The organism is Halolamina sp. C58 (genome assembly GCF_051195095.1).
Taxonomy (GTDB): Archaea; Halobacteriota; Halobacteria; order Halobacteriales; family Haloferacaceae; genus Halolamina.
In genome coordinates this window covers 522,657-541,300 of the sequence record NZ_JBNTJY010000001.1, presented here as the reverse complement: position 1 = coordinate 541,300, position 18,644 = coordinate 522,657, and the positions used below count along the sequence as shown (strand labels likewise).

Sequence of the window (18,644 nt, the reverse complement as noted above, 5' to 3'; positions counted from 1 at the left end):
GATCGATGGCCAAATGGAACTACTTCCTCCGTCGGTTACTTCTCTCGATACCCGTCCTCGTTCTGGGAACGACGGTGGCGTTCTTGATCATCCGGGTCGGGCCGATCGACCCGGCCGCGGCGATCCTCGGGCCGAGCGGCGACCCCACCGAGTACGAGCAGATCCGGGAGTCGCTGGGGCTGAACGATCCGCTGTGGGACCAGTACATCGACTACATGTGGAACCTCTTCACGTTCAACCTCGGTCAGTCGTGGGTGATCAGCCCGGGCGACGGCGCCTACGAACTGATCGCGTCGTACGCGCCGCGGACGCTGTGGCTCGGCTTCTGGTCGATCCTGATTCCGCTGTTCATCGGGATTCCGCTGGGGTTCTACGCGGGGCTGAACCCCAACACGCTGAGCGACTACTTCGCCTCCTTCGGCGGGATCGTCTGGCGCGCGATGCCGAACTTCTGGCTCGCGATCATCCTCGTGTCGGTGCTCTCCCAGTCCGAGAAGCTGTTCGGCTTCGAGTGGGCGACGTTCCTCGTCGAGACGAACATCGTCACGCCGCCGCCGCTCGACTTCCTCGGCGATCCGATGAGCCTGCTCAGGTCGCCCGGGGAGACGTGGCCGACCGTCCTCGCGGCGACCAAGCAGATCCTCCCGGCCGCGCTGGTGCTGGGATCGGCGTCGATGGGCAACGAGATGCGGATCGGACGCACCGCGGTGCTGGAGACGGTGAACTCGAACTACGTCGAGACCGCGCGGGCGAAGGGGATGAGCCGGCGCAACATCGTCTGGAAGCATATCTTCCGGAACGCGATGATCCCGCTGGTGCCGGTGATCACCGGCGAGGCGTTCCTGCTGATCGGCGGCTCCGTGCTGGTCGAGGTGGTGTTCGCGATCAACGGGATCGGCTACCTGTTCTTCCAGTCGGCGATCCAGGGCGACCTGCCGCTGGTCTCGTCGCTGCTGTTCGTGTTCATCCTGACGCTGGTCGTGCTCAACATCATCCAGGACCTGCTGTACACGGTGCTGGACCCCCGTGTCGGCTACGAGGACCGCTGAAACCATGTCTACTGAACAACCGAGAACGACGACGACGTACCGGGACCGAATACGCGACCGCCCCGTCCCGCTCGTTCGGTGGGTCGCGGGGGCGTCCGTGCTCCTGCTCGCGGAGCTCGGGGCGGTGCTCGCCGTCGTCCTGGGGACGATCGACGGGCTGGTGACGTTCGTCCTCGGGAGCAGTCCGCTGACCGGCGCCGTCGGCGCCGCCCGATCGCTCCCGACGCTGCTCTCTCGCGAGGTCGTCCCGAACCGCGGCTACTTCACCGGCGAGGAGTGGATGGGGACGTTCCTCGGGCTGGAGCCGAAGTACGCGTGGCTGCTGCGTGTCGCCCTGATCGTCGTCTACGGCGCGCTCTGGTGTGGCTGGCTCTGGTTCGGCTACGTCACGTTCCGCCGCCACTACCGCGTCGCGGACTGGACCCCGACCGACGACATCGTCGACCGACTCAGGGGCCACCAGTGGGGGAAGTTCGGGCTGGTCGTCGTGGCGCTGTTCGTCCTCATGGCGCTGTTCGCGCCCGCCGTGAGCCCGACGACGATGGAACAGAACATCCAGGACCCGTACTCCTACCAGATACAGTACTTCTCGGAGCAGACCGGCGAGGTCGAGACGACCACGGTCGGCGCCGCGAACCGGCAGTCGACCTCGAAAGGCTCGACGCTACGGAACGTCGGCCCGTGGCAGTACGACGACTTCGATCGGTTCCACCCGTTCGGCACGCTCCCGTCCGGGAAGGATCTGTTCACCTTCCTCGCGTACGGGGCGCGGATCTCGCTGTTCATCGGCGTGAGCTCGATGCTCGGGGCGGGCGTGCTGGCGATGGCGTTCGCGATGATCTCGTCGTTCTACAAGGGCGCGGTCGACCTGGCGCTGGTGGTGACCAGCGACTCGATACAGGCGTTGCCGGTGTTGATGATCCTGATCCTGGCCGCGGTCGTGTTCTCGAACACCTGGATCGCGACGCTGTACAACGGGGCCTTGCTGTTCATCGCGCTGTTCACCATGATCTACTGGCCGTACCTCTGGCGGGCAGTCCGCGGCCCGTCGTTCCAGGTCGCCGAGGAGGAGTGGATCGACGCCGCGAAGAACTACGGCCAACACCCCGCACAGATCATGCGGAAACACATGGCCCCCTACATCGTGGGGTACATGCTGATCTACGCGTCGCTGACGCTCGGCGGCGTGATCATCTCCGTGGCCGGGCTCTCCTTCCTCGGCCTCGGGATCACCCCGCCGACGCCGGAGTGGGGGCGCGCGATCAGCGTCGGGCAGCCCTACGTCGCCTCCGCGTCGTGGCACATCTCGCTCATCCCGGGGTTCCTGATCACGCTTGTCGTGACCGCGTTCAACGCGATGGGCGACGGCATCCGCGACGTGATCGACCCACAGAGTGAGCAGGGCGACGAAGCGGCTGCGGCTGCAACGGGGGGTGGCGCATGAGCCACACGCCGGAGGCTCGGGCGACGCCCGAGACCGCCGAGACGCCGATGCTCGCCGTCGACGACCTGCGGACGGTGTTCCACACGGACAAGGAGACCGTCCGGGCAGTCGAGGGGATCAGCTTCGACGTCCACGAGGGCGAAACCGTCGGCATCGTCGGGGAGTCCGGGTCGGGCAAGAGCGTGACCGCCCGGTCGATCATGGGGCTGGTCGACGCCCCCGGCCGGATCGCCGAGGGGTCGTCGATCGAGTTCCGCGGCCGCGAGCTGACCGGGCTGACCGAGGACGAGTACCGCGAGGTGCGGGGGAGCGGGATCGCGATGGTGTTCCAGGACCCGCTCACCAGCCTGAACCCGGTGTACACCGTCGGGAACCAGATCAAGGAGACGCTCAGAGTCCACCAGGACCTCCACGGCGACGAGGCCGACGAGGCCGCGATCGAGCTGCTCGAGTCGGTGAGCATCCCCGACGCCCGGCGGCGGCTCGACGAGTACCCCCACCAGTTCTCGGGCGGGATGCGCCAACGCGCGGTGATCGCGATGGCGCTGGCGTGTGACCCGGATCTGCTGATCTGTGACGAGCCGACGACCGCGCTCGACGTGACGATCCAAGCGCAGATCCTCGAACTGCTCCAGGAGCTGCAGGCGGAGCGCGACCTCAGCATCGTGTTCATCACCCACGACATGGGCGTGATCGCGGAGGTCAGCGACCGCGTGAACGTGATGTACGCCGGGGAAATCGTCGAGTCCGGCCCCGTGGGGGAGATCTTCGAGAACCCCGCCCACCCCTACACTGACGGGCTGCTCGAGAGCATCCCCGGCCGGTACCCCGACGAGACGTATCTCCGGACGATCGAGGGGGAGGTGCCGACGCCGACCGAGCGGCCGACGAGCTGTCGGTTCGCGCCGCGGTGTCCGAAGAAGTTCGACGCCTGCGAGGAGATCCACCCCGCCCCGGTCGCCGTCGAGTCCGGGGCGGAGGACCACAGGGCGGCGTGCCTCCTCTACCCCGAGGACCGGGGCAAGGAGGCGGCCGTCGACGAGCATCGACGACTGCGGGAGACGGAGGCCGACGATGAGTAACGAGAACGCGACAGTCGAGCGGGAGCAGCGATCGACGACCACCGACGACGTGCTGGTGAGCGTCCGCGACCTGAAGAAACACTACGGCGCGGACAGCCTCCTCTCGGACGACCCCGTCAAAGCCGTCGACGGCGTGAGCTTCGACATCCACCGGGGCGAGACGCTGGGGCTCGTCGGCGAGTCCGGCTGTGGGAAGACGACGCTCGGGCGGACGCTCGTCCGGCTGGAGACGGCGACCAGCGGCGACGTCCAGTTCGGGGACACCGACATCACGACGCTGTCGGGGCGCGAGCTCAAGCAGTGGCGGCGGAACGCCCAGATGGTGTTCCAAGATCCCGACTCCAGCCTCAACGAACGGATGACCGTCGGGGAGCTGATCCGCGACCCGCTGGACGTGCACGACTGGAAGACGAAAGCCAAGCGGGACGAACGGGTGCGTGAGCTGCTGGAGAAAGTCGGGCTCTCCGAGAAACACTACTTCCGCTACCCCCACCAGTTCTCGGGCGGGCAGCGCCAACGGATCGGGATCGCCCGCGCGCTCGCGCTGGAGCCCGACTTCCTCGTGCTCGACGAGCCTGTGTCGGCGCTCGACGTGAGCGTGCAGGCGAAGATCCTGAACCTCCTTCGGGACCTGCAGGAGGATCTCGGCCTGACGTACCTCCTCATCGCCCACGACCTCTCGGTGGTGCGCCACCTCGCCGACCGCGTCGCGGTGATGTACCTCGGCCACATCATGGAGCTCGGGGAGACCGAACGGCTGTTCGAGAGCCCGTCGAACCCCTACACCCACTCGCTGCTGTCGGCGATTCCCGAGCCGGACCCGTACGCGGAGACCGACCGCATCACGCTGCGGGGCGCGCCGCCGAGCCCGCGGAACCCCCCCGAGGGCTGCCCGTTCTCGACGCGGTGTCCGATGAAAATCCGGCCCGAGGAGTACCGCTCGGTCGACGACGACGCCTGGCGGGCGATCGAGGAGCTCCGGGAGATCCTCCGCGAACGGGTGCGCACCGACCGCTCGATCACGGTGATCGCGCGGGAGCTGCTCGGGCTGGAGACGCGGATCTCCGACATCGACGAGATCACCGAGGAGGTGTTCGGCGACGTGGAGCTCCCGCCGGAGCTGGCTACCCACGTCGATCGCGTGGTCGAGGACGTGAGCGACGGGAACCCCGAGGACGCCCGGCGCTACCTGAAACGCGAGGTCGGCGGGCCGTGTGACACCGACGACCCCGACTACTACACCGTCGACGACGAGGGTCGGTCCAGCTACTGTCACCGCCACGCCCCCGAGTACGAATCGCCGGCGGCCACGCTCGACTCGGAGTGATGGTAGACCGGTCGTCCGCGCTCGCGGTGTTCCTCGCCAAGGCGATCGACGGCGTCGTTTACGCCGCGCTTACCGCAGTGATCGCGTCTCTGGCCGGGCTGGCCGTCGGCGCGCTGCTGGGGGCGCCGTGGGTGGTCCTCAAGTACCTGCTGTTCGTCGGCGGCTTCCTGCAGGTCGGCGTCGGCGTCGCACAGCTCTGGCCGACCGACCCCTCGGACCTCGAAGGCCCGACGCCCGAGCAGAGCTCCCGGACGCAGGCGGTCGTCGACCGGCTCGCGCCCATCGGCCGCCTCGGGCTCCCGGTCGGCCGGCGGTTCGACGTGGGCGCGAAGCGGTTCCTCTCCGGGCTGGCCATCCTGTTCGTCTCGTTCGCGCTGGAGGCAGTGTTCGGCGTCTGACCGATCGCCGGGAGGTATTTACGTCCCATCTGCATAGCCGCACCCGTGTCAAACCCCACCGAGGACTCGCCGGCGAGCGTCGACGCGAGAAAGGACGCGTGGCGCCGGACGCTACAGGAGATGGAGTCGATCGCGTCCGAGCTCGAAGCGGAGGGGTGGGAGACCGTCGCGATCCCCGTCGGCCACGCCGCGCCCGAGCCGCCCGAGGCCGGCGAGGAGGGGCGGTTCGGCTTCGTCCACGTGATCCCGGGCAACTACGAGTCTGCGTTCCGGGAGGCGTTCGAGGCCGGCGGCTTCGAGCGCTACGACGTGTTCCGGCAGGAGATCGGCGGGAAGGTGTTCTTCCTGCTCCAGCTACTCGACCCGCCCTCGGGGAACGCGATCCTGCTGGCCGCCCAGTACGACGAACAGCACAGCGGGCCGCTGGAGTCGGCAGTCGAGGAGGAGGGCGTGGTGTACAGTCACGTCCAGAAGCTCGACGCGACCCACCTCGGCTCGTTCCGGCACGACGAGCCGGGGAAGTTCTTCCCCGGGGACTGAGCCGCCGTCAGTCGGGGGCGGACTCAGCCCTCCGCGGCGGCCTGCTCGTACAGCTCCATGTAGTCTGCTTCCGCCTGCTCCAGCTCCTGTCTGAGCCACTCGTTCTCCTCGACGAGTCGGTCGATCGTGCTCTCGGCGCCGACGACGCTACGCTCGCCGTCGATGTCCAAGGAGAACTCGGTCACGTCCTCGGAAAAGTGGTCGTTCATCGCGTCGAGGACGGTCTCGGCGATCTCCTCGTCGGACTTGCCCGCCTCCTCGAGGTCGACGATCTGCTCCCGGAACCGGGCCATCAGCTGGCTCGTCCCCTCGAGGAACTCCTTTCGCTCGCCGTCCTCCAGGTCGCCTGCGAGGCAGTCGGCGACCAGACAGAGCTGCTCGACGAGGCGCTTGGCCTCGTTGACGTTCGCGTGGTTGAGCCGGTAGATCAGCACCTCGGTGTCCTGGACGAAGCGGTTCTTCCGCTCCATTGGGCGTGTGGTCAGACGGCTCCGAGTTAGTTCTTCGCCCCGGGGATGGGCGACGGCGGGGGTCGACCGGTCACTCCGACCGTTCCTCGAACCCTTCCATCACCGCGGCGTACCCCCCGTCGCCGAGGTCGCGGAGGGCGTACGTCGTCGGGTACCAGCCGTCCGTCGGGTACTGCTCGGGCTGAGCGATCCCCTCGCGGTGGACGCCGTCGAGGTGGTTCCGGAAGAAGTCGACGGTCACCATCGGCTCGACGAAGTTCAGTTCGAACACGTCGTCCTCGTCGGTGTCTGCGGCCCCCCAGATCAGTGTCTTCAGCCAATCGCTGGCGTCGTCCGGGTTCTCGAACTCCGGTGCCCCGGTCGGAGCCATGTGCGCCCCCATGTTCGGGATCACGTTCCCACCCTCGATCAGACGGTACCCATCCGGAATCTGCCCGTCCGCCACGTCCTCGTCGGTTATCGGCGGCGGCGTGTTCGGTGCCGGGTTCCGCGGGCCGATCTCCAAGATCTCCTCCGGCGGACGGAAGTAGAAGTGGACGTCGAAGTGTGGCTTCGAGTATACGCCCCGAGGGAGGTGGCCCTCCGAGTTCCAGCCGAACCCCATGAACTCGAACGGGGCCGGGGCACTGCTCGGGAACGGGATCGCGTACAGCTTCGACATGAACCCGCCGTGGAGCTCGGTCCCGTCACCCTCCTCCAGCTCCGTCGGCGTCGGGAGGTTCGTCATCGCCCCGTCGCTGAAGTGGAGTCCGACGTACTTCGGCTTGCCCGAGGGCGTCGTCGAGGCGAACGTCCGGATCTCGCCGTCCCCGAGCGACCGCGGACTACTCCACTCGGTGATCCCCTTCGGGGGGAAGCCTCCGCCCTGACCGGGATTCTTCGCTGCCGCCGCGGTCGCCAGCACCGAACTCCCGACCGCCGCGCCGCCGACCACGGACAGGAATCGCCGCCGTTCCGTGTGTACGTTCTTCATGGTAATTCACCACACAGCTAGACCCAGTAACGTTGGAACTTAATCATTTCCCCAGTGTCACTTTCGGAGCGGAAGAGAGATGGATGATTGTGGAGGTATAGCCGGTGAGACTATCGATCACCGGCAGATCACGGCGTCGCGCTCGGGAGCTGTTCGACGCGTTCGGGGGACGGACGCCGAGGCTCCCCGGACGGCGGTGAGGGGCTCCGCGGGTCGGTACGTGGAGGGACGCTCGGTTCTACGAATCGGGGGCAGTGACGAACGACGGAGAGGATGCACCGACCGGGATTTGAACCCGGGCCATGAGCTTGGAAGGCTCAGGTCCTGCCACTAGACCATCGGTGCGCACCCGGAGTAACCACACGCAGGAATAAGGGCGTTCCCCTTCGGCCCGACCTTCAAGTACGATGCCGGGACCACGCTGCCCGTGCGCTGACCCTCGACCGCCGGCGGGGGAGCGGGAGCGCGGTGTGTCCGTCGGCGGCGCCCAGCACCGCCTGTCAGCTAGTCGTCGGCGGCCGCCGGCTCGACCTCGTCGCGGCGTCGGGCAGCCTCGCGAAGGTCGTCGGAGATCGCCGGCGTCGACGCCGGGTCGACGTCCTCGCCGTCGAGTTCGTCGAGCGACTTGGGGAACGCCCGGAGCTCGTAGTGCAGCGCGATGCCGGCCTTCGCGCCCTCGCCCATCGCGACGGGGATCTGGTTGTGGCCGGGCGTGAGGTCACCGACCGCGAACACCCCTTCCGCGGAGGTGCGGCCGTGGTCGTCCACCGCGACGTTGCCGTCGTCGGTGCGCTCCAGCCCCAGCGCGTCCGCGAGGTCGGCGTTGTAGTCCGAGCCGTACATCGGGAAGCCGCCGCGGTACGCCCGGGTCGTGCCGTCCTCGAACTCGAACGACTCCAGCCAGCCGTCCTCGCCGGTGTTCATCCCCGAGATCTCCGTCTCGATCACGTCGACCGGGTGGGCGCGGAGCTGGCGGTCGGTCTCCTCGCTCCACTCCGGTTCCTCGCCACGGAGCAGCAGGTCCACCTCGTCGGTGAAGTTGAGCATGATCATCGCGACGTGGGCCGCGCTCTCGCCGGTGCCCATCACGTACACCGGTTCGTCGACGAACATGTAGGCGTCACAGTGGAGACAGTAGTGGAGCCCCCGTCCAGTCCGGGGCAGCGGCGGTTCCGGGCGCTCGTCGGCGAACCCCGTCGCGAGCACCACCCGGTCGGCGGTGTACGACTCCTCGCCGACGGCGAGTTCGAAGCTGCCCGCCGAGCCGTCGATGTCGGAGACCATTCCGCGAACGGTGTCGGCGCCGTAGGACTCGATCTGTGCCTTCGCCGTCTGGAGCAGTTCGTTCCCGGAGGTCTCCTCGGTGATCCCGATGACGTTGTGGGTGTCCTGCATCATCGCCGCGCGGCCGCCACCGCGGTCGATCAACACCGTGTCGTGGCCGAGTCGAGTCGTGTAGAGTGCGGTCGTCAGCCCCGCCGGGCCGCCGCCGACGACGGCGACCTGATAGTCGGAGTCGGCTTCGCTCATACAACCCACTCGGCGGTTCACAGGGAAAAGGACACCACTCGTGTGCGCAGCGCGCGGGAACCCGTGGCGGCCGTCGCGCCCGACCCGGAGCAGCTACGGTTCGGGGAACAGCTCGTCGACGTCGGGATCCTCGACGACGAGACGGTAGTCGGTCGCCTCCCGCTCGACGATCCCGTGGCGCTGTAGGTGGTCGAGATGAGCGAACGCCTCGCCCGGCCCGTGGAGGATGTGAATCGTCTCCAGCTCGCCGAACAGGTGGTGGCTCACGGTCCAGGCGTCACACGCGCCGTGGCGGTCGAGCACGTCGATCACGTTCTCGGTCCGCTCGCGGTGATGGCCGAGGATCTCCCGGGCCCGACCCGCGGGGTCCTCGATCGGGTCGCGGTGGCCGGGCAGCGCGCGGTCCCAGTCCCGGTCGATCATCTCGACGAGGCTGTCGACGTACTTCGCCAGCGGCGACTCCACTCGCACGTCGGCGCCGCCGACGTTCGGCGTGTACTTCGGGAGGATGGCGTCCCCGACGAACGCCTGTCGCTCCCCCTCCCCCTCGAACGCGAACGCGGAGAGCCCGGCCGAGTGCCCCGGGAGGTGAACCGCCTCGAACTCGATACCGTTCACGTCGAAGCGGTCGCCGCCCGCGAACGGCGTCACGTCGACGTCCTCGCCCGCGAGTTCGGCGTGGCCTTCGAGGAAGGAGAGCAGCTCCTCGCGCGGGCCGTCCGGGATCTGCCACCCCTCGAACGTCTCCTGCTGGAGCGCCCGGTCCTCGATCAGCGACGCTTCCGCTCCCGAGATGAGTTCGGCGTCGGCCTCGTGGGCGTGGACCGTGGCGCCTCCGGCGTTCTGGATCATCCCCGCCAACCCGGCGTGGTCGTAGTGCCAATGTGTCAGGAACACGCGGTCGACATCCGCGGGCGTGACGCCGAACGAGGCGAGCCCGTCCACGAACTCCTCGCGCGTCGGCTCGGTGGCGACCCCGGCGTCGACGAGAACGGTCTCCTCGCCCTGCAGGAGATAGACGTTGTTCTCCCCTTCGAAGACGGTGTTCCCGAGACGGATTCGTTCCATAGCGGAACTGTTCAGCCGTCACCCAAGAGGGTTCCCACTTCGTGCGACAGCGGCCACGATCGTGGCAGGCGGAGGGCGGTAGATTCAAACACGGACTGGGCGTATCGGAAGCCATGCCGGCGGACCTCTACGACGTTCTCGGTGTCCCCGCCGACGCCCCCGCCGAGGAACTGAAGCGCGCGTACCGGGAGCGTGTCCGAAAGTATCACCCGGACGTGAACGACCACCCCGACGGCGAGGCCCAGTTCAAGCTCGTCAAGACGGCCCACGACGTCCTCTCGGACCCGGCCGAACGCAAGACGTACGACCGGCTGGGCCACCACGAGTACGTCGAGCAACACCTCGACGGCCTCCCGCCGGTGTCGGTGTTCCCGGACGAGGACCTCCCCGACGGGACGGCGACCGACGACGGATCGACGGATAGCGGGTCGGTCAGCTCCGAACCGATTGACGGGACGGCGGAGTCGACGACGAGCAGCCCCGCGGACACGTCGACCGACACCGCCACGAGCGATCGGTCCGGCGGCTCGGCCAGATCGAGCAGTAGCTACGGCAGTACGGGAAGCAGCACCTCGACGACCGAGAGCAGTTCGTCGGCCGGCGGAACGACGACCAAAGGTGGGTCCTCGACCGATCGGAGCGACGAGACCGCCGGCACGAGCCGGGACAGCTGGGACGCCGCCACCAGTTCGACGCGGACGGCGACGGCCGAGTCGTCGGTGCCGGAGGGCGTCCGTCGGCGACGCGGGCTGAAGCGATGGTACGGCGTCGTCGTGCTCTCGCTCCTCCTATATGCCGGCGGCCTCGGCGCGTACGCGCTCCCGCAGCGGGCGGCGATGCGATCGTTCGTTGGCGAGCTGACCACGTCGCCGGTCCCGACGTTCCTCGGGGCGTTCCCGCTGGGCTCGCCCACCGAGTACGTCCTCGGATCGGTGCGGGCGGCGACCGGCGGAACGCCGACGCTGGGGCTGGTGCTCCTCGCGGGGACGGTACTGCTCCCGTTGGTCGTGCTGACGACCGTCGGGCGGTTCGGCCGCGGCGCCGCGTGGGTGTACGCGCTTCCCTCGATCGCGCCGGGGCTCTGTCTCGCCGTCTGGCCCGTCGTCGCGATCCCGACGTGGGGGGCACTGCTGGGCCTGATCGTGTTGCCGCTCCTCAGCGGCGGTGGGTTCCTCGTCGACGTGGGGCGGTACCTGCTCGCGACGCGGTGAGCCGCGCTACCGGACGTGGTAGCTCTCCCCGCCGGGGAGGAACCGACCGAGATCAGTCTCCCGGCGGTAATCGGTCGACTGGAGCTCCAGCAACGCGTCGACGAGCCGTTCGGCTTCGTCTCCGTCCCAATCGGTCGGATCCTCGATCGGGAGGACGAGCCAGCCGCTGCCCAAGATCTCCTGCCCGTGGAGGCGGTCCATCTCGATCTCGGTCCGGTGGGCGCGGGCGGTGAACGTCTCGACGACGTGGCGGGTCGCGCGTTCGCCGACCGGCAGCAGGACGTGGGCCGCGATCGCGCGGAGTTCGGCGTCGAAGTACCGCTCCATCTCCGTGTACTCGGCGTCGGTCGGCGTGGCGTCGTCGGCCGGGACGCACATGTGGAGATACGAGAGGAACGTTCGGTCGACCTCGGGTTCGTCGCCGACAGTGTAGAACAGTCCCGCTTCACGGAGGGCGCCTTGGAGGCGTTCGGCCGCCGGCGTGCCGGTGAACGGGACACCCGTGTCGGTGCCGCCGTGGACGCCGGGGTGGTCACCGATAACGTGGAAGTCGGCGTTGGCGTCGCCGTAGCCGGGGACGAATCGGTCACAGGGCGGCTCCATCCCGAAGGGGTTGGACACCCGGTCGGTGACGTTTCGCACGCCCCTCCGTAGTGGGCTGGCGGGCTTAGCTGGCGCGGTTCCGGCCGGCGCCCCGCCGGGACCGGAATAGCCATACGCCCCCGCGCCCCAGCCACGGCCGATGAGTCTGAGCGACGAGGCCAGAGAGCGCCTCGCCGACATCGTGACCCTCCAGCCGACCAAGAACAAGGAGCTACAGGACCGCTGGGGGATGGAGTCGGGGAGCGACGTCCACCAGTATCTCGAATCGGAGCTGAGCGACTACTACTACCGCGACGACGACAGCCTGATCCGGGCGACCGCCGAGGGCGTCGACCTCGTCGACGTGGAGCCCAGCGTTCCCCCCGAGGAGGAGGGCGGGATCCCCGAGCGGATCAGGGTTCCCGAACTCCACGCACAGGTGCTCGACGTGCTCGCGGGCCCCGAGGAGCGCTCCGAGAGCGTCGTGAGCGTGCTCGGCAAACTCCGGGAGACGTTCGATATCGACCCCGACGTCGAGGACGTCCGGGACGCGCTGGGGAGCCTCCGGCGGAAGAACGTCGTCGAGGTGGAGTACCGCACGGTGCCGACGTTCCGGCTCGCCGCCGAGCGCTCGTCGTTCGACGTCGAGACGATCGAGAACTGACCTGCCCGGCGAAGGGACAGGGGACTGATCCGCTCCGCGCGGCGGGTCGATTTCCTAGTCGACGACCGCGGGCTCGGACTCCCCAGACATCGTGTGGGTGAGCCAGAACACCCCCGTCGCGAACAGCACGAACACCGACGCCGTGAGGAACGCCTGGACGGTGCCGACGAAGTCCTTTATCAGGCCGACGCCGACCGGGCCGACCGTCTGCCCGATCTTCCAGGAGATCGACCGCAGCGACATCGCGCTCGCGACCGAGTCGTACTTCTCGCCCTCCTCGACGAACAGCGCCATACTGGCGGGCAGCCGGATCGAGTCGCCGACTCCCAGGATCGCGTAGGCGGCGAACAGCACGAGGAAACCGCCACCCAGCTCCTGCCCGTGGCCGAAGTAGCCGAGGTAGAACCGCCCCATCGTCTCCTCGGCGGGTAGCGACAGCGGAATGAGTGCGATCCCCAGACCGTACACGAGCGCGCCCGCGGCGACGAACTTCGCGCGGTCGCCGACCTGATCGGTGAGGTCGCCGACGTACCCCTGAAGGAGCGCTTTGGTGATCTTCCCGCCCGCCAGAATCCAGCCGATCGCGAACGCGTTGATCCCGAACTCGGTCCGTGCGAGGATCGGGAGAAAGATGATCACCGCCATCTTCCCCACCGAGAACGAGAGTCGGAACAGCACCAGCGAGCGAAGCATCGGGAGCTTGAGCAGTTTCTTGATCGTCCCGATGCCCGACTGCGCCTCGGGGTCGTCGACACCCCCACCGGGGTTGTCACGCAGTTCGAAGTAGACGAGGACGAACGCGACCAACGTGACTGCCGTGAGCACGATGAACACCACGCGCGACTGGAGCGGGGCGTACATCGAGAGCAGCAGACCACCGACCAGGTCGCCCGCCAGCGAGGAGAACGCCGCGACTTGGTTGTAGGAGCCGAGCCAGCGCCCGCTCTCGTCGTCCGGGGAGATCTGCCCCACGACCGTCGAGCCCGTGATCCAGAGGATGCTGGCACCGATCCCCTGAAGCATCCGGACGAAGACGACCTGAAGCGAGCCGTTGGTCGTCCAGAGGGCGCCGGCGCCGACGGTTTCGAGCGCGGCGACGATCTCGGCGTTGATGGGGTCGCCGATGAACATGTACCCCACGAACACCAGGACGTTGATCAGCAGGCCACCGAGCAGCCAGTGTTTGGCGTTCCCGGTGTCGACCTTCCGCCCCAGCGGGAGGACGATCAGCAGCTGGACCGACGCGAACGCGGTCCCCCAGAGCCCCTCGACGAACCCGGTGGTGTCGAACGCGTTGGCGTAGAGCGCGAGCGCGATGATGATGGTCGAGTACGCCTGACTCCGGGCGAAGGCGGTGCCGGCGAGCGAGAGGAACTCCCGGTTCCGGAGCAGCGCGACGGAGTTGCCGAAACGAGCCACTTTTCGTCGGATCGAACACGACACCGACGCATAAAGGAATCCTTCGCCGCAGCCTTTTCCGGGACGGCGCCGTTTCTCGTTCGCGGCTGAGCCGCCTACAGTTCGATCCGCTCGACCAGGTCGTCGTCGCCTTTCGTGTTGATGGCGACGATGCGGACGTCCTCCTCGAGCATCGAGTCCCGCAGCTTCTCCTTGAGGAGATTGTCGACCTGGTAGACGCCAGCGGCGTTGATCATCTCGATCTCGACGAGCACCGGCGTCCCGTTGCCCGGCTGGAGGGTCACTTCCCGGATCGCCTGACTGGAGAGGGTGTTGATCCCCCGACCGCCCTCCTCGTAGGGGATTCGCGAGCGCCCCCGCTCCATGTCGAGCGCGTCGGCGACACGGATCACGCCCGCCTCACGCGTCAGCGGCGTCTCCTCGGTGTGGTGACAGAGGATCGCGTGGAGCACCTCCGCCTTCACGCGCACCTTCTCGGGCGTCTCGTAGAACCGGTCGAGGAAGCGGTCGAGGAGGTCCGCTGCCAGCGGGATGGAGTAGTAGGCGTGCTCGTCGCGGTGGACGACGTGACCCACGTCGTGCAGCGTCGCCGCGAGCGCGACGATCACCGGCTCGTCGGCCTCGTCGAGCCCCTGCTCGCTGGCGCCGTTGAACGCCACGCCGCCGGCCTTCAACAGGTCGTACAGCCGGAGCGCGCGGTTCCGAACGATCTCGATGTGCTTGCTCCCGTGGTCGTTGTACCCCTTCCGCGTGACCGCGTTGACGTTTTGCGCTTCGAGGTAGGCGACGACCTCGGGGTCCTCGATCAGCGCCGGGAGCACCTCGTTGAGTCGCTCGTCGGGGAAGGCGTGCTCCTCCTGCGGATCGTACTGGTGATCGGCGGTGTCGGTGGCCATACGTTCGGTCTCACGGAGCCGAGCGAAAAAGGTCGTCGGGTTGTCAGCCCTCGGCGGCGTCCCGGATCGCCGCCTCGACCGCCTCGTAGTCGGGCTCGTTCCCGGGGTCGTCGGCCAGCCAACGGTACGTGACGACGCCGTCGGCGTCGAGAACGAACACCGATCGGCGGGCGACGCCGTCGATGCCGAGGCGTTCGTAGCGCGTCCGGACACCGTAGTCGGCACAGATCGCGCCGTCGTTGTCGGCGACCAGCGGGAACGGGAGCGACTCCGCCGCGCGGAACTCCGCGAGCGCCCACGGGAGGTCGGTGCTCACGCCGAGGGCCGTCGCCGCGTCGCTGGCTAGCGGGCCGAGGCGGTCCCGGAACGTACAGAACTCCGCGGTGCAGGTGCCGGAGAACGCGGCGGGGAAGAAGGCCAGCACGGTCGGTGTGCCGTCGAGATACTCGTCGAGCGATCGGGGCGTGATGCCGTCGCCGTCGGCGACGGGCGCAGTGAACCCCGGCGCGTCGGCACCGACCGCCGGCGAACTGGTGTCGTCCATGACCCACCGTACGCCCTCGTCGGGAAAAGCGCTCCCCCCGATTTCCAAAAGGCCTATAGTCGGGAGTGGGGTACATCCGCATAGAGATGTTCCAGACTGCGCCGCTTCAAGTACCGATCCCCGGGGGCCCTGAGCTCGTCATCATCCTCCTCGTGCTCGTGCTCCTGTTCGGCGCGAACAAGATCCCGAAGCTGGCTCGGTCGACCGGGCAGGCGATGGGTGAGTTCCAGAAAGGCCGACAGGAGCTGAACCAGGAGCTCGAAGAGATGAAGGAAGGACCGGAGACGGAGGACGACGTGACCTCCTCGACATCCTCGGACACCGAGGACGAGGAGGAGACCGCCACCGAGACAGAGACGTCCAGTAACTAACGCCGAAGCGGGTTCTTTTGCCCCCTGGGCCGGTAGCGGCCAGTAGGGCGTGTGGCCTAGCGGACAAGGCGAGGGGTTCCTAACTCCTCGATCGTGGGTTCGAATCCCACCACGCCCGTACAGCGAGGAGCGAAGTGACGAGCGAAGCGGCATAGTGGGATACCGAAGCAGGGAGGTGGGCGAACGGGAGCGACCGAGCCGGATCCTCTACGATCACTGCCGGGAGTCGACGCCAGCCACGGTCGGAGCCGGGTCGCCACCGCAGCCGCCACACCGTGCCTCGAACGTTAATAAGTCAGCCCGCAGTTCTTACCAAAGTAGCGCATACTTCCCCGGCTATTTAGCAGCGGGATTATTAACCGATGGGCGACTACGCTCGGGTATGACCGGCGACGAACCAGACGATCCGCGGGAGCCGCCCGACGACGGGGAGTCCCTCCAACTCGAGGTCCCGGAGATGGACTGCCCGTCCTGTGCTGGGAAAGTCGAGAGCAGCGTTCGCGAACTCGACGCCGTCGAGGGTGTCGACCCGCAGATCACCACCGGGACGGTCACCGTGAACTACGACCCAGCGGGGGCGAGCCCCGCGGACGTGGCCGACCGAATCGAGCAGGCGGGCTACGCGGTCGCGTCCGAGGTCGGCGAAGCGACCGAGACGTTCACCGCCCCCGAGATGGACTGTGCCTCCTGTGCCGGCAAGGTCGAGAACGCGGTCGACGCCGTCGACGGCGTCACCGCCTACCAGACCCAGCCGACGACGGGGAAGATCACCGTCACGTTCGACCGAGAACAGATCGCCGCCGAGGCGATCACCGAGGCGATCGAGAACGCCGGCTACGAGGTAACGGAGTCGACGGCCGAGGGCGGCGAGCGGGCCGTCGCCGAGACCGAAACCGTCTGGCGGAGCCGTCGGGCGATCAAGACGTGGATCAGCGGCGTCTTCACCGCGCTCGGCCTGCTGCTGGAGTTCGTGCTCACGGGGCTGAACGCCGAACTCCTCGCCGCCGGCGGGGTGACGCTGGCGGTCGCCGACGCCCTGTTCCTCGCCGCCGTCGCCGTCGGCGGGCAGGAGATCGTCCGCGGCGGCTACTACTCGCTACGGAACCGCAACCTCGACATCGACCTGCTGATGAGCCTCGCGATCGGCGGCGCCGTCGCCGTCAGCCTCGGCTTCGGCGAGGCGCTGTACATGGAGGCCGCGACGCTGGCGTTCCTGTTCAGCGTCGCCGAACTGCTGGAACGCTACTCGATGGACAAGGCGCGGAACTCCCTGCAGGAGTTGATGGATCTCTCGCCCGACGAGGCGGCGGTCCGTCGCGACGGGGAGACGGTGACCGTCCCGGTCGACGAGGTCCACGTCGGCGACGTGGTCGTCGTGAAGCCGGGCGAGAAGATCCCCCTCGACGGCGAGGTGATCGACGGCGAGAGCGCGGTGAATCAGGCGCCGATCACCGGCGAGAGCGTGCCCGTCGACAAGACGCCCGGCGACGAGGTGTACGCCGGGACCGTCAACGAACAGGGGTATCTGGAGGTGCAGGTCACCTCGGCGGCCGGGGACAACACGCTCTCCCGGATCATCGAGATGGTGGAGGACGCCCAGTCGAACAAGACCGAGCGCGAGCAGTTCGTCGAGCGCTTCGCGGGCTACTACACGCCGGTCGTGGTCGTGTTCGCGGTGCTGGTGACGCTGGCCTCACCCTCGCTGCTCGGCGTCTCGACCACGCAGGCGATCGTCTACGGGCTGACGCTGCTGGTGCTCGCGTGTCCCTGCGCGTTCGTCATCTCCACGCCCGTCTCGGTGGTCTCGGGGATCACCAGCGGCGCGAAAAACGGCGTGCTGATCAAGGGCGGGAACCACCTCGAAGCGATGGGCGCGGTCGACGCCGTCGCCCTCGACAAGACGGGGACGCTCACCGTCGGCGAACTCCGCGTCACCGACGTGGTCCCGCTGGGGGAGCACACCGAAGCGGACGTGCTGCGGTGTGCGAAGGGGCTCGAATCCCGGTCGGAACACCCCATCGCTGAAGCGATCGTCGAACGCGCCGAGGACCGCGGCGTCGACGACCGGCGCGTCTCGGCGTTCGAGAGCATCACCGGGAAGGGTGTCCGGGCGGAGCTCGACGGCCGGACCCACTACGCGGGGAAGCCGGGGCTGTTCGAGGAGTTAGGGTTCGATCTGAACCACGTCCACGCGGCGACCGACGGCGGGCTGGTGACCAAGAAGAGCCAGCAGCTCTGTGAGCGCAACGACTGTGTGGACCTGCTGGAGACGGTCGTCCCCGACCTGCAGTCGGAGGGGAAGACGGTCGTGCTCGTCGGGACCGACGAGGAGATCGAGGGCGTGATCGCCGTCGCGGACGACGTGCGCCCGGCGGCAGAGCGCGCGGTCGCCCGCCTGCACGACCTCGGCGTCGAGCACGTCGTGATGCTGACGGGGGACAACGAGCGGACCGCGCGTGCGATCGCCGAGCGAGTGGGCGTCGACGAGTACCGCGCCGAACTGCTTCCCGAGGACAAGGTCGACGCGGTCCGAGAACTCGACGAGGCGTACGACGGCGTCGCGATGGTCGGCGACGGCATCAACGACGCCCCCGCGCTCGCGACGGCGACCGTCGGCGTCGCGATGGGCGCGGCCGGGACGGACACCGCGATCGAGACCGCCGACATCGCGCTGATGGGCGACGACCTCTCGCGGCTGCCGTACCTCTACGAGCTCTCCCACGATGCGAACGGCGTGATCCGGCAGAACATCTGGACCAGTCTCGCGGTGAAGGCGGGGCTGGCGCTGGCGGTCCCGTTCGGACTGGTGCCGATCTGGGCCGCGGTGCTGATCGGCGACGCCGGGATGACGCTGGGCGTGACGGGGAACGCGATGCGACTCTCCCGTATTCAGCCCGAGGATTTCGGGGAGTAGGCGGGTTGTCCGGGTTTCGGGACGTATCCGTGTGTGAGTATCGCGCCTCGGTCGTTGGCAACTGAGACGGCAACAGCAACGGCATCTCGTTCGCTGACCACTTGTGACCGCAGGGCGCCGAGCACGAGGTTCGTCATCAGAAATCGGAGATTTCTGATTGGC

The 18,644-nt window shown here is 68.0% G+C and carries 18 protein-coding genes and 2 tRNA genes; 11 read left to right on the top strand and 9 right to left on the bottom strand.

The genetic code is table 11. From position 1 onward, the window contains the following. The first annotated feature begins 5 nt into the window (after nt 1–5). From ACQUSM_RS02840 to ACQUSM_RS02815, 6 genes are read left to right on the top strand one after another with little or no spacing between them, the layout of a single operon-like run. Nucleotides 6–1,049, top strand: a complete 1,044-nt coding sequence (locus ACQUSM_RS02840) for an ABC transporter permease (RefSeq protein WP_435115529.1) — start codon at nt 6–8, stop codon at nt 1,047–1,049. A 4-nt stretch (nt 1,050–1,053) separates the two neighbouring features. Further along, on the top strand, nt 1,054–2,493 hold the full coding sequence (locus tag ACQUSM_RS02835; RefSeq protein WP_435115527.1) for an ABC transporter permease: 1,440 nt from the start codon (nt 1,054–1,056) through the stop codon (nt 2,491–2,493). Continuing rightward, nucleotides 2,490–3,575, top strand: a complete 1,086-nt coding sequence (locus ACQUSM_RS02830) for an ABC transporter ATP-binding protein (RefSeq protein WP_435115525.1) — start codon at nt 2,490–2,492, stop codon at nt 3,573–3,575. The genes ACQUSM_RS02835 and ACQUSM_RS02830 overlap by 4 nt, the downstream gene beginning before the upstream one ends. Further along, on the top strand, nt 3,568–4,902 hold the full coding sequence (locus ACQUSM_RS02825) for an ABC transporter ATP-binding protein (protein ID WP_435115523.1): 1,335 nt from the start codon (nt 3,568–3,570) through the stop codon (nt 4,900–4,902). The genes ACQUSM_RS02830 and ACQUSM_RS02825 overlap by 8 nt, the downstream gene beginning before the upstream one ends. Further along, a complete protein-coding gene (locus ACQUSM_RS02820) occupies nt 4,902–5,300 on the top strand; it encodes a DUF7555 family protein (protein WP_435115521.1) in 399 nt (132 codons plus the stop codon). The genes ACQUSM_RS02825 and ACQUSM_RS02820 overlap by 1 nt, the downstream gene beginning before the upstream one ends. A gap of 45 nt (nt 5,301–5,345) precedes the next feature. Continuing rightward, nucleotides 5,346–5,840 carry a DUF7529 family protein gene (locus ACQUSM_RS02815; RefSeq protein WP_435115519.1) on the top strand — a complete coding sequence of 165 codons (495 nt, stop codon included), beginning with the start codon at nt 5,346–5,348 and terminating at the stop codon, nt 5,838–5,840. A gap of 23 nt (nt 5,841–5,863) precedes the next feature. Here ACQUSM_RS02815 and ACQUSM_RS02810 read toward each other — a convergent pair whose 3' ends face one another. From ACQUSM_RS02810 to ACQUSM_RS02790, 5 genes are all read right to left on the bottom strand, one after another. Next, complete coding sequence (locus ACQUSM_RS02810; RefSeq protein ID WP_435115517.1) at nt 5,864–6,310, bottom strand: hypothetical protein; 447 nt, start codon at nt 6,308–6,310, stop codon at nt 5,864–5,866. Between the two features lie 70 nt (nt 6,311–6,380). Continuing rightward, nucleotides 6,381–7,283 (bottom strand): hypothetical protein, encoded by a 903-nt coding sequence (locus ACQUSM_RS02805; protein ID WP_435115515.1) that lies wholly within the window; start codon nt 7,281–7,283, stop codon nt 6,381–6,383. 274 nt (nt 7,284–7,557) lie between these two features. Then, a tRNA-Gly gene (locus tag ACQUSM_RS02800) sits at nt 7,558–7,628 on the bottom strand. Nucleotides 7,629–7,787: 159 nt separating this feature from the next. Continuing rightward, a complete protein-coding gene (locus ACQUSM_RS02795) occupies nt 7,788–8,813 on the bottom strand; it encodes an NAD(P)/FAD-dependent oxidoreductase (protein WP_435115513.1) in 1,026 nt (341 codons plus the stop codon). 93 nt (nt 8,814–8,906) lie between these two features. Then, nucleotides 8,907–9,881, bottom strand: coding sequence for an MBL fold metallo-hydrolase (locus tag ACQUSM_RS02790; RefSeq protein WP_435115511.1), 975 nt, complete (start codon nt 9,879–9,881; stop codon nt 8,907–8,909). Between the two features lie 113 nt (nt 9,882–9,994). On the opposite strand from ACQUSM_RS02790, the gene ACQUSM_RS02785 reads away from it, so the two are divergent. Further along, complete coding sequence (locus tag ACQUSM_RS02785; RefSeq protein WP_435115509.1) at nt 9,995–11,092, top strand: J domain-containing protein; 1,098 nt, start codon at nt 9,995–9,997, stop codon at nt 11,090–11,092. A gap of 6 nt (nt 11,093–11,098) precedes the next feature. On the opposite strand, the gene ACQUSM_RS02780 is transcribed toward ACQUSM_RS02785, so the two are convergent. Continuing rightward, nucleotides 11,099–11,734 (bottom strand): uracil-DNA glycosylase family protein, encoded by a 636-nt coding sequence (locus ACQUSM_RS02780; protein ID WP_435115507.1) that lies wholly within the window; start codon nt 11,732–11,734, stop codon nt 11,099–11,101. Nucleotides 11,735–11,834: 100 nt separating this feature from the next. On the opposite strand from ACQUSM_RS02780, the gene ACQUSM_RS02775 reads away from it, so the two are divergent. Continuing rightward, entirely contained in the window at nt 11,835–12,338 is a 504-nt protein-coding gene (locus tag ACQUSM_RS02775) for a DUF5797 family protein (RefSeq protein ID WP_435115505.1), read from the top strand. Nucleotides 12,339–12,392: 54 nt separating this feature from the next. Here ACQUSM_RS02775 and ACQUSM_RS02770 read toward each other — a convergent pair whose 3' ends face one another. The 3 genes from ACQUSM_RS02770 to ACQUSM_RS02760 form a co-directional block, all read right to left on the bottom strand. Continuing rightward, nucleotides 12,393–13,757: an MFS transporter gene (locus tag ACQUSM_RS02770; protein WP_435115503.1), complete on the bottom strand. Its 1,365-nt coding sequence runs from the start codon at nt 13,755–13,757 to the stop codon at nt 12,393–12,395. 95 nt (nt 13,758–13,852) lie between these two features. Beyond that, entirely contained in the window at nt 13,853–14,653 is an 801-nt protein-coding gene (locus ACQUSM_RS02765; protein WP_435115501.1) for an HD domain-containing protein, read from the bottom strand. Between the two features lie 43 nt (nt 14,654–14,696). Continuing rightward, nucleotides 14,697–15,197, bottom strand: a complete 501-nt coding sequence (locus ACQUSM_RS02760; protein WP_435115499.1) for a redoxin domain-containing protein — start codon at nt 15,195–15,197, stop codon at nt 14,697–14,699. 86 nt (nt 15,198–15,283) lie between these two features. On the opposite strand from ACQUSM_RS02760, the gene ACQUSM_RS02755 reads away from it, so the two are divergent. The 3 genes from ACQUSM_RS02755 to ACQUSM_RS02745 all read left to right on the top strand — a co-directional run bounded on the left by ACQUSM_RS02755 (nt 15,284) and on the right by ACQUSM_RS02745 (nt 18,482). After that, a complete protein-coding gene (locus tag ACQUSM_RS02755; protein ID WP_435115497.1) occupies nt 15,284–15,568 on the top strand; it encodes a Sec-independent protein translocase subunit TatA/TatB in 285 nt (94 codons plus the stop codon). A 45-nt stretch (nt 15,569–15,613) separates the two neighbouring features. Then, a tRNA-Arg gene (locus ACQUSM_RS02750) sits at nt 15,614–15,686 on the top strand. A 264-nt stretch (nt 15,687–15,950) separates the two neighbouring features. After that, nucleotides 15,951–18,482: a heavy metal translocating P-type ATPase gene (locus tag ACQUSM_RS02745; protein ID WP_435115495.1), complete on the top strand. Its 2,532-nt coding sequence runs from the start codon at nt 15,951–15,953 to the stop codon at nt 18,480–18,482. Nucleotides 18,483–18,644 lie beyond the last annotated feature (162 nt).

Excerpts from the sequence above, each read along its gene's own strand:
- ACQUSM_RS02840 (WP_435115529.1), top strand. The coding sequence starts at position 6 with ATGGCCAAATGGAACTACTTCCTCCGTCGGTTACTTCTCTCGATACCC.
- ACQUSM_RS02835 (WP_435115527.1), top strand. The coding sequence starts at position 1,054 with ATGTCTACTGAACAACCGAGAACGACGACGACGTACCGGGACCGAATA.
- ACQUSM_RS02830 (WP_435115525.1), top strand. The coding sequence starts at position 2,490 with ATGAGCCACACGCCGGAGGCTCGGGCGACGCCCGAGACCGCCGAGACG.
- ACQUSM_RS02825 (WP_435115523.1), top strand. The coding sequence starts at position 3,568 with ATGAGTAACGAGAACGCGACAGTCGAGCGGGAGCAGCGATCGACGACC.
- ACQUSM_RS02820 (WP_435115521.1), top strand. The coding sequence starts at position 4,902 with ATGGTAGACCGGTCGTCCGCGCTCGCGGTGTTCCTCGCCAAGGCGATC.
- ACQUSM_RS02810 (WP_435115517.1), bottom strand. The coding sequence starts at position 6,310 with ATGGAGCGGAAGAACCGCTTCGTCCAGGACACCGAGGTGCTGATCTAC.
- ACQUSM_RS02805 (WP_435115515.1), bottom strand. The coding sequence starts at position 7,283 with ATGAAGAACGTACACACGGAACGGCGGCGATTCCTGTCCGTGGTCGGC.
- ACQUSM_RS02795 (WP_435115513.1), bottom strand. The coding sequence starts at position 8,813 with ATGAGCGAAGCCGACTCCGACTATCAGGTCGCCGTCGTCGGCGGCGGC.
- ACQUSM_RS02790 (WP_435115511.1), bottom strand. The coding sequence starts at position 9,881 with ATGGAACGAATCCGTCTCGGGAACACCGTCTTCGAAGGGGAGAACAAC.
- ACQUSM_RS02785 (WP_435115509.1), top strand. The coding sequence starts at position 9,995 with ATGCCGGCGGACCTCTACGACGTTCTCGGTGTCCCCGCCGACGCCCCC.
- ACQUSM_RS02775 (WP_435115505.1), top strand. The coding sequence starts at position 11,835 with ATGAGTCTGAGCGACGAGGCCAGAGAGCGCCTCGCCGACATCGTGACC.
- ACQUSM_RS02765 (WP_435115501.1), bottom strand. The coding sequence starts at position 14,653 with ATGGCCACCGACACCGCCGATCACCAGTACGATCCGCAGGAGGAGCAC.
- ACQUSM_RS02760 (WP_435115499.1), bottom strand. The coding sequence starts at position 15,197 with ATGGACGACACCAGTTCGCCGGCGGTCGGTGCCGACGCGCCGGGGTTC.
- ACQUSM_RS02755 (WP_435115497.1), top strand. The coding sequence starts at position 15,284 with ATGTTCCAGACTGCGCCGCTTCAAGTACCGATCCCCGGGGGCCCTGAG.
- ACQUSM_RS02745 (WP_435115495.1), top strand. The coding sequence starts at position 15,951 with ATGACCGGCGACGAACCAGACGATCCGCGGGAGCCGCCCGACGACGGG.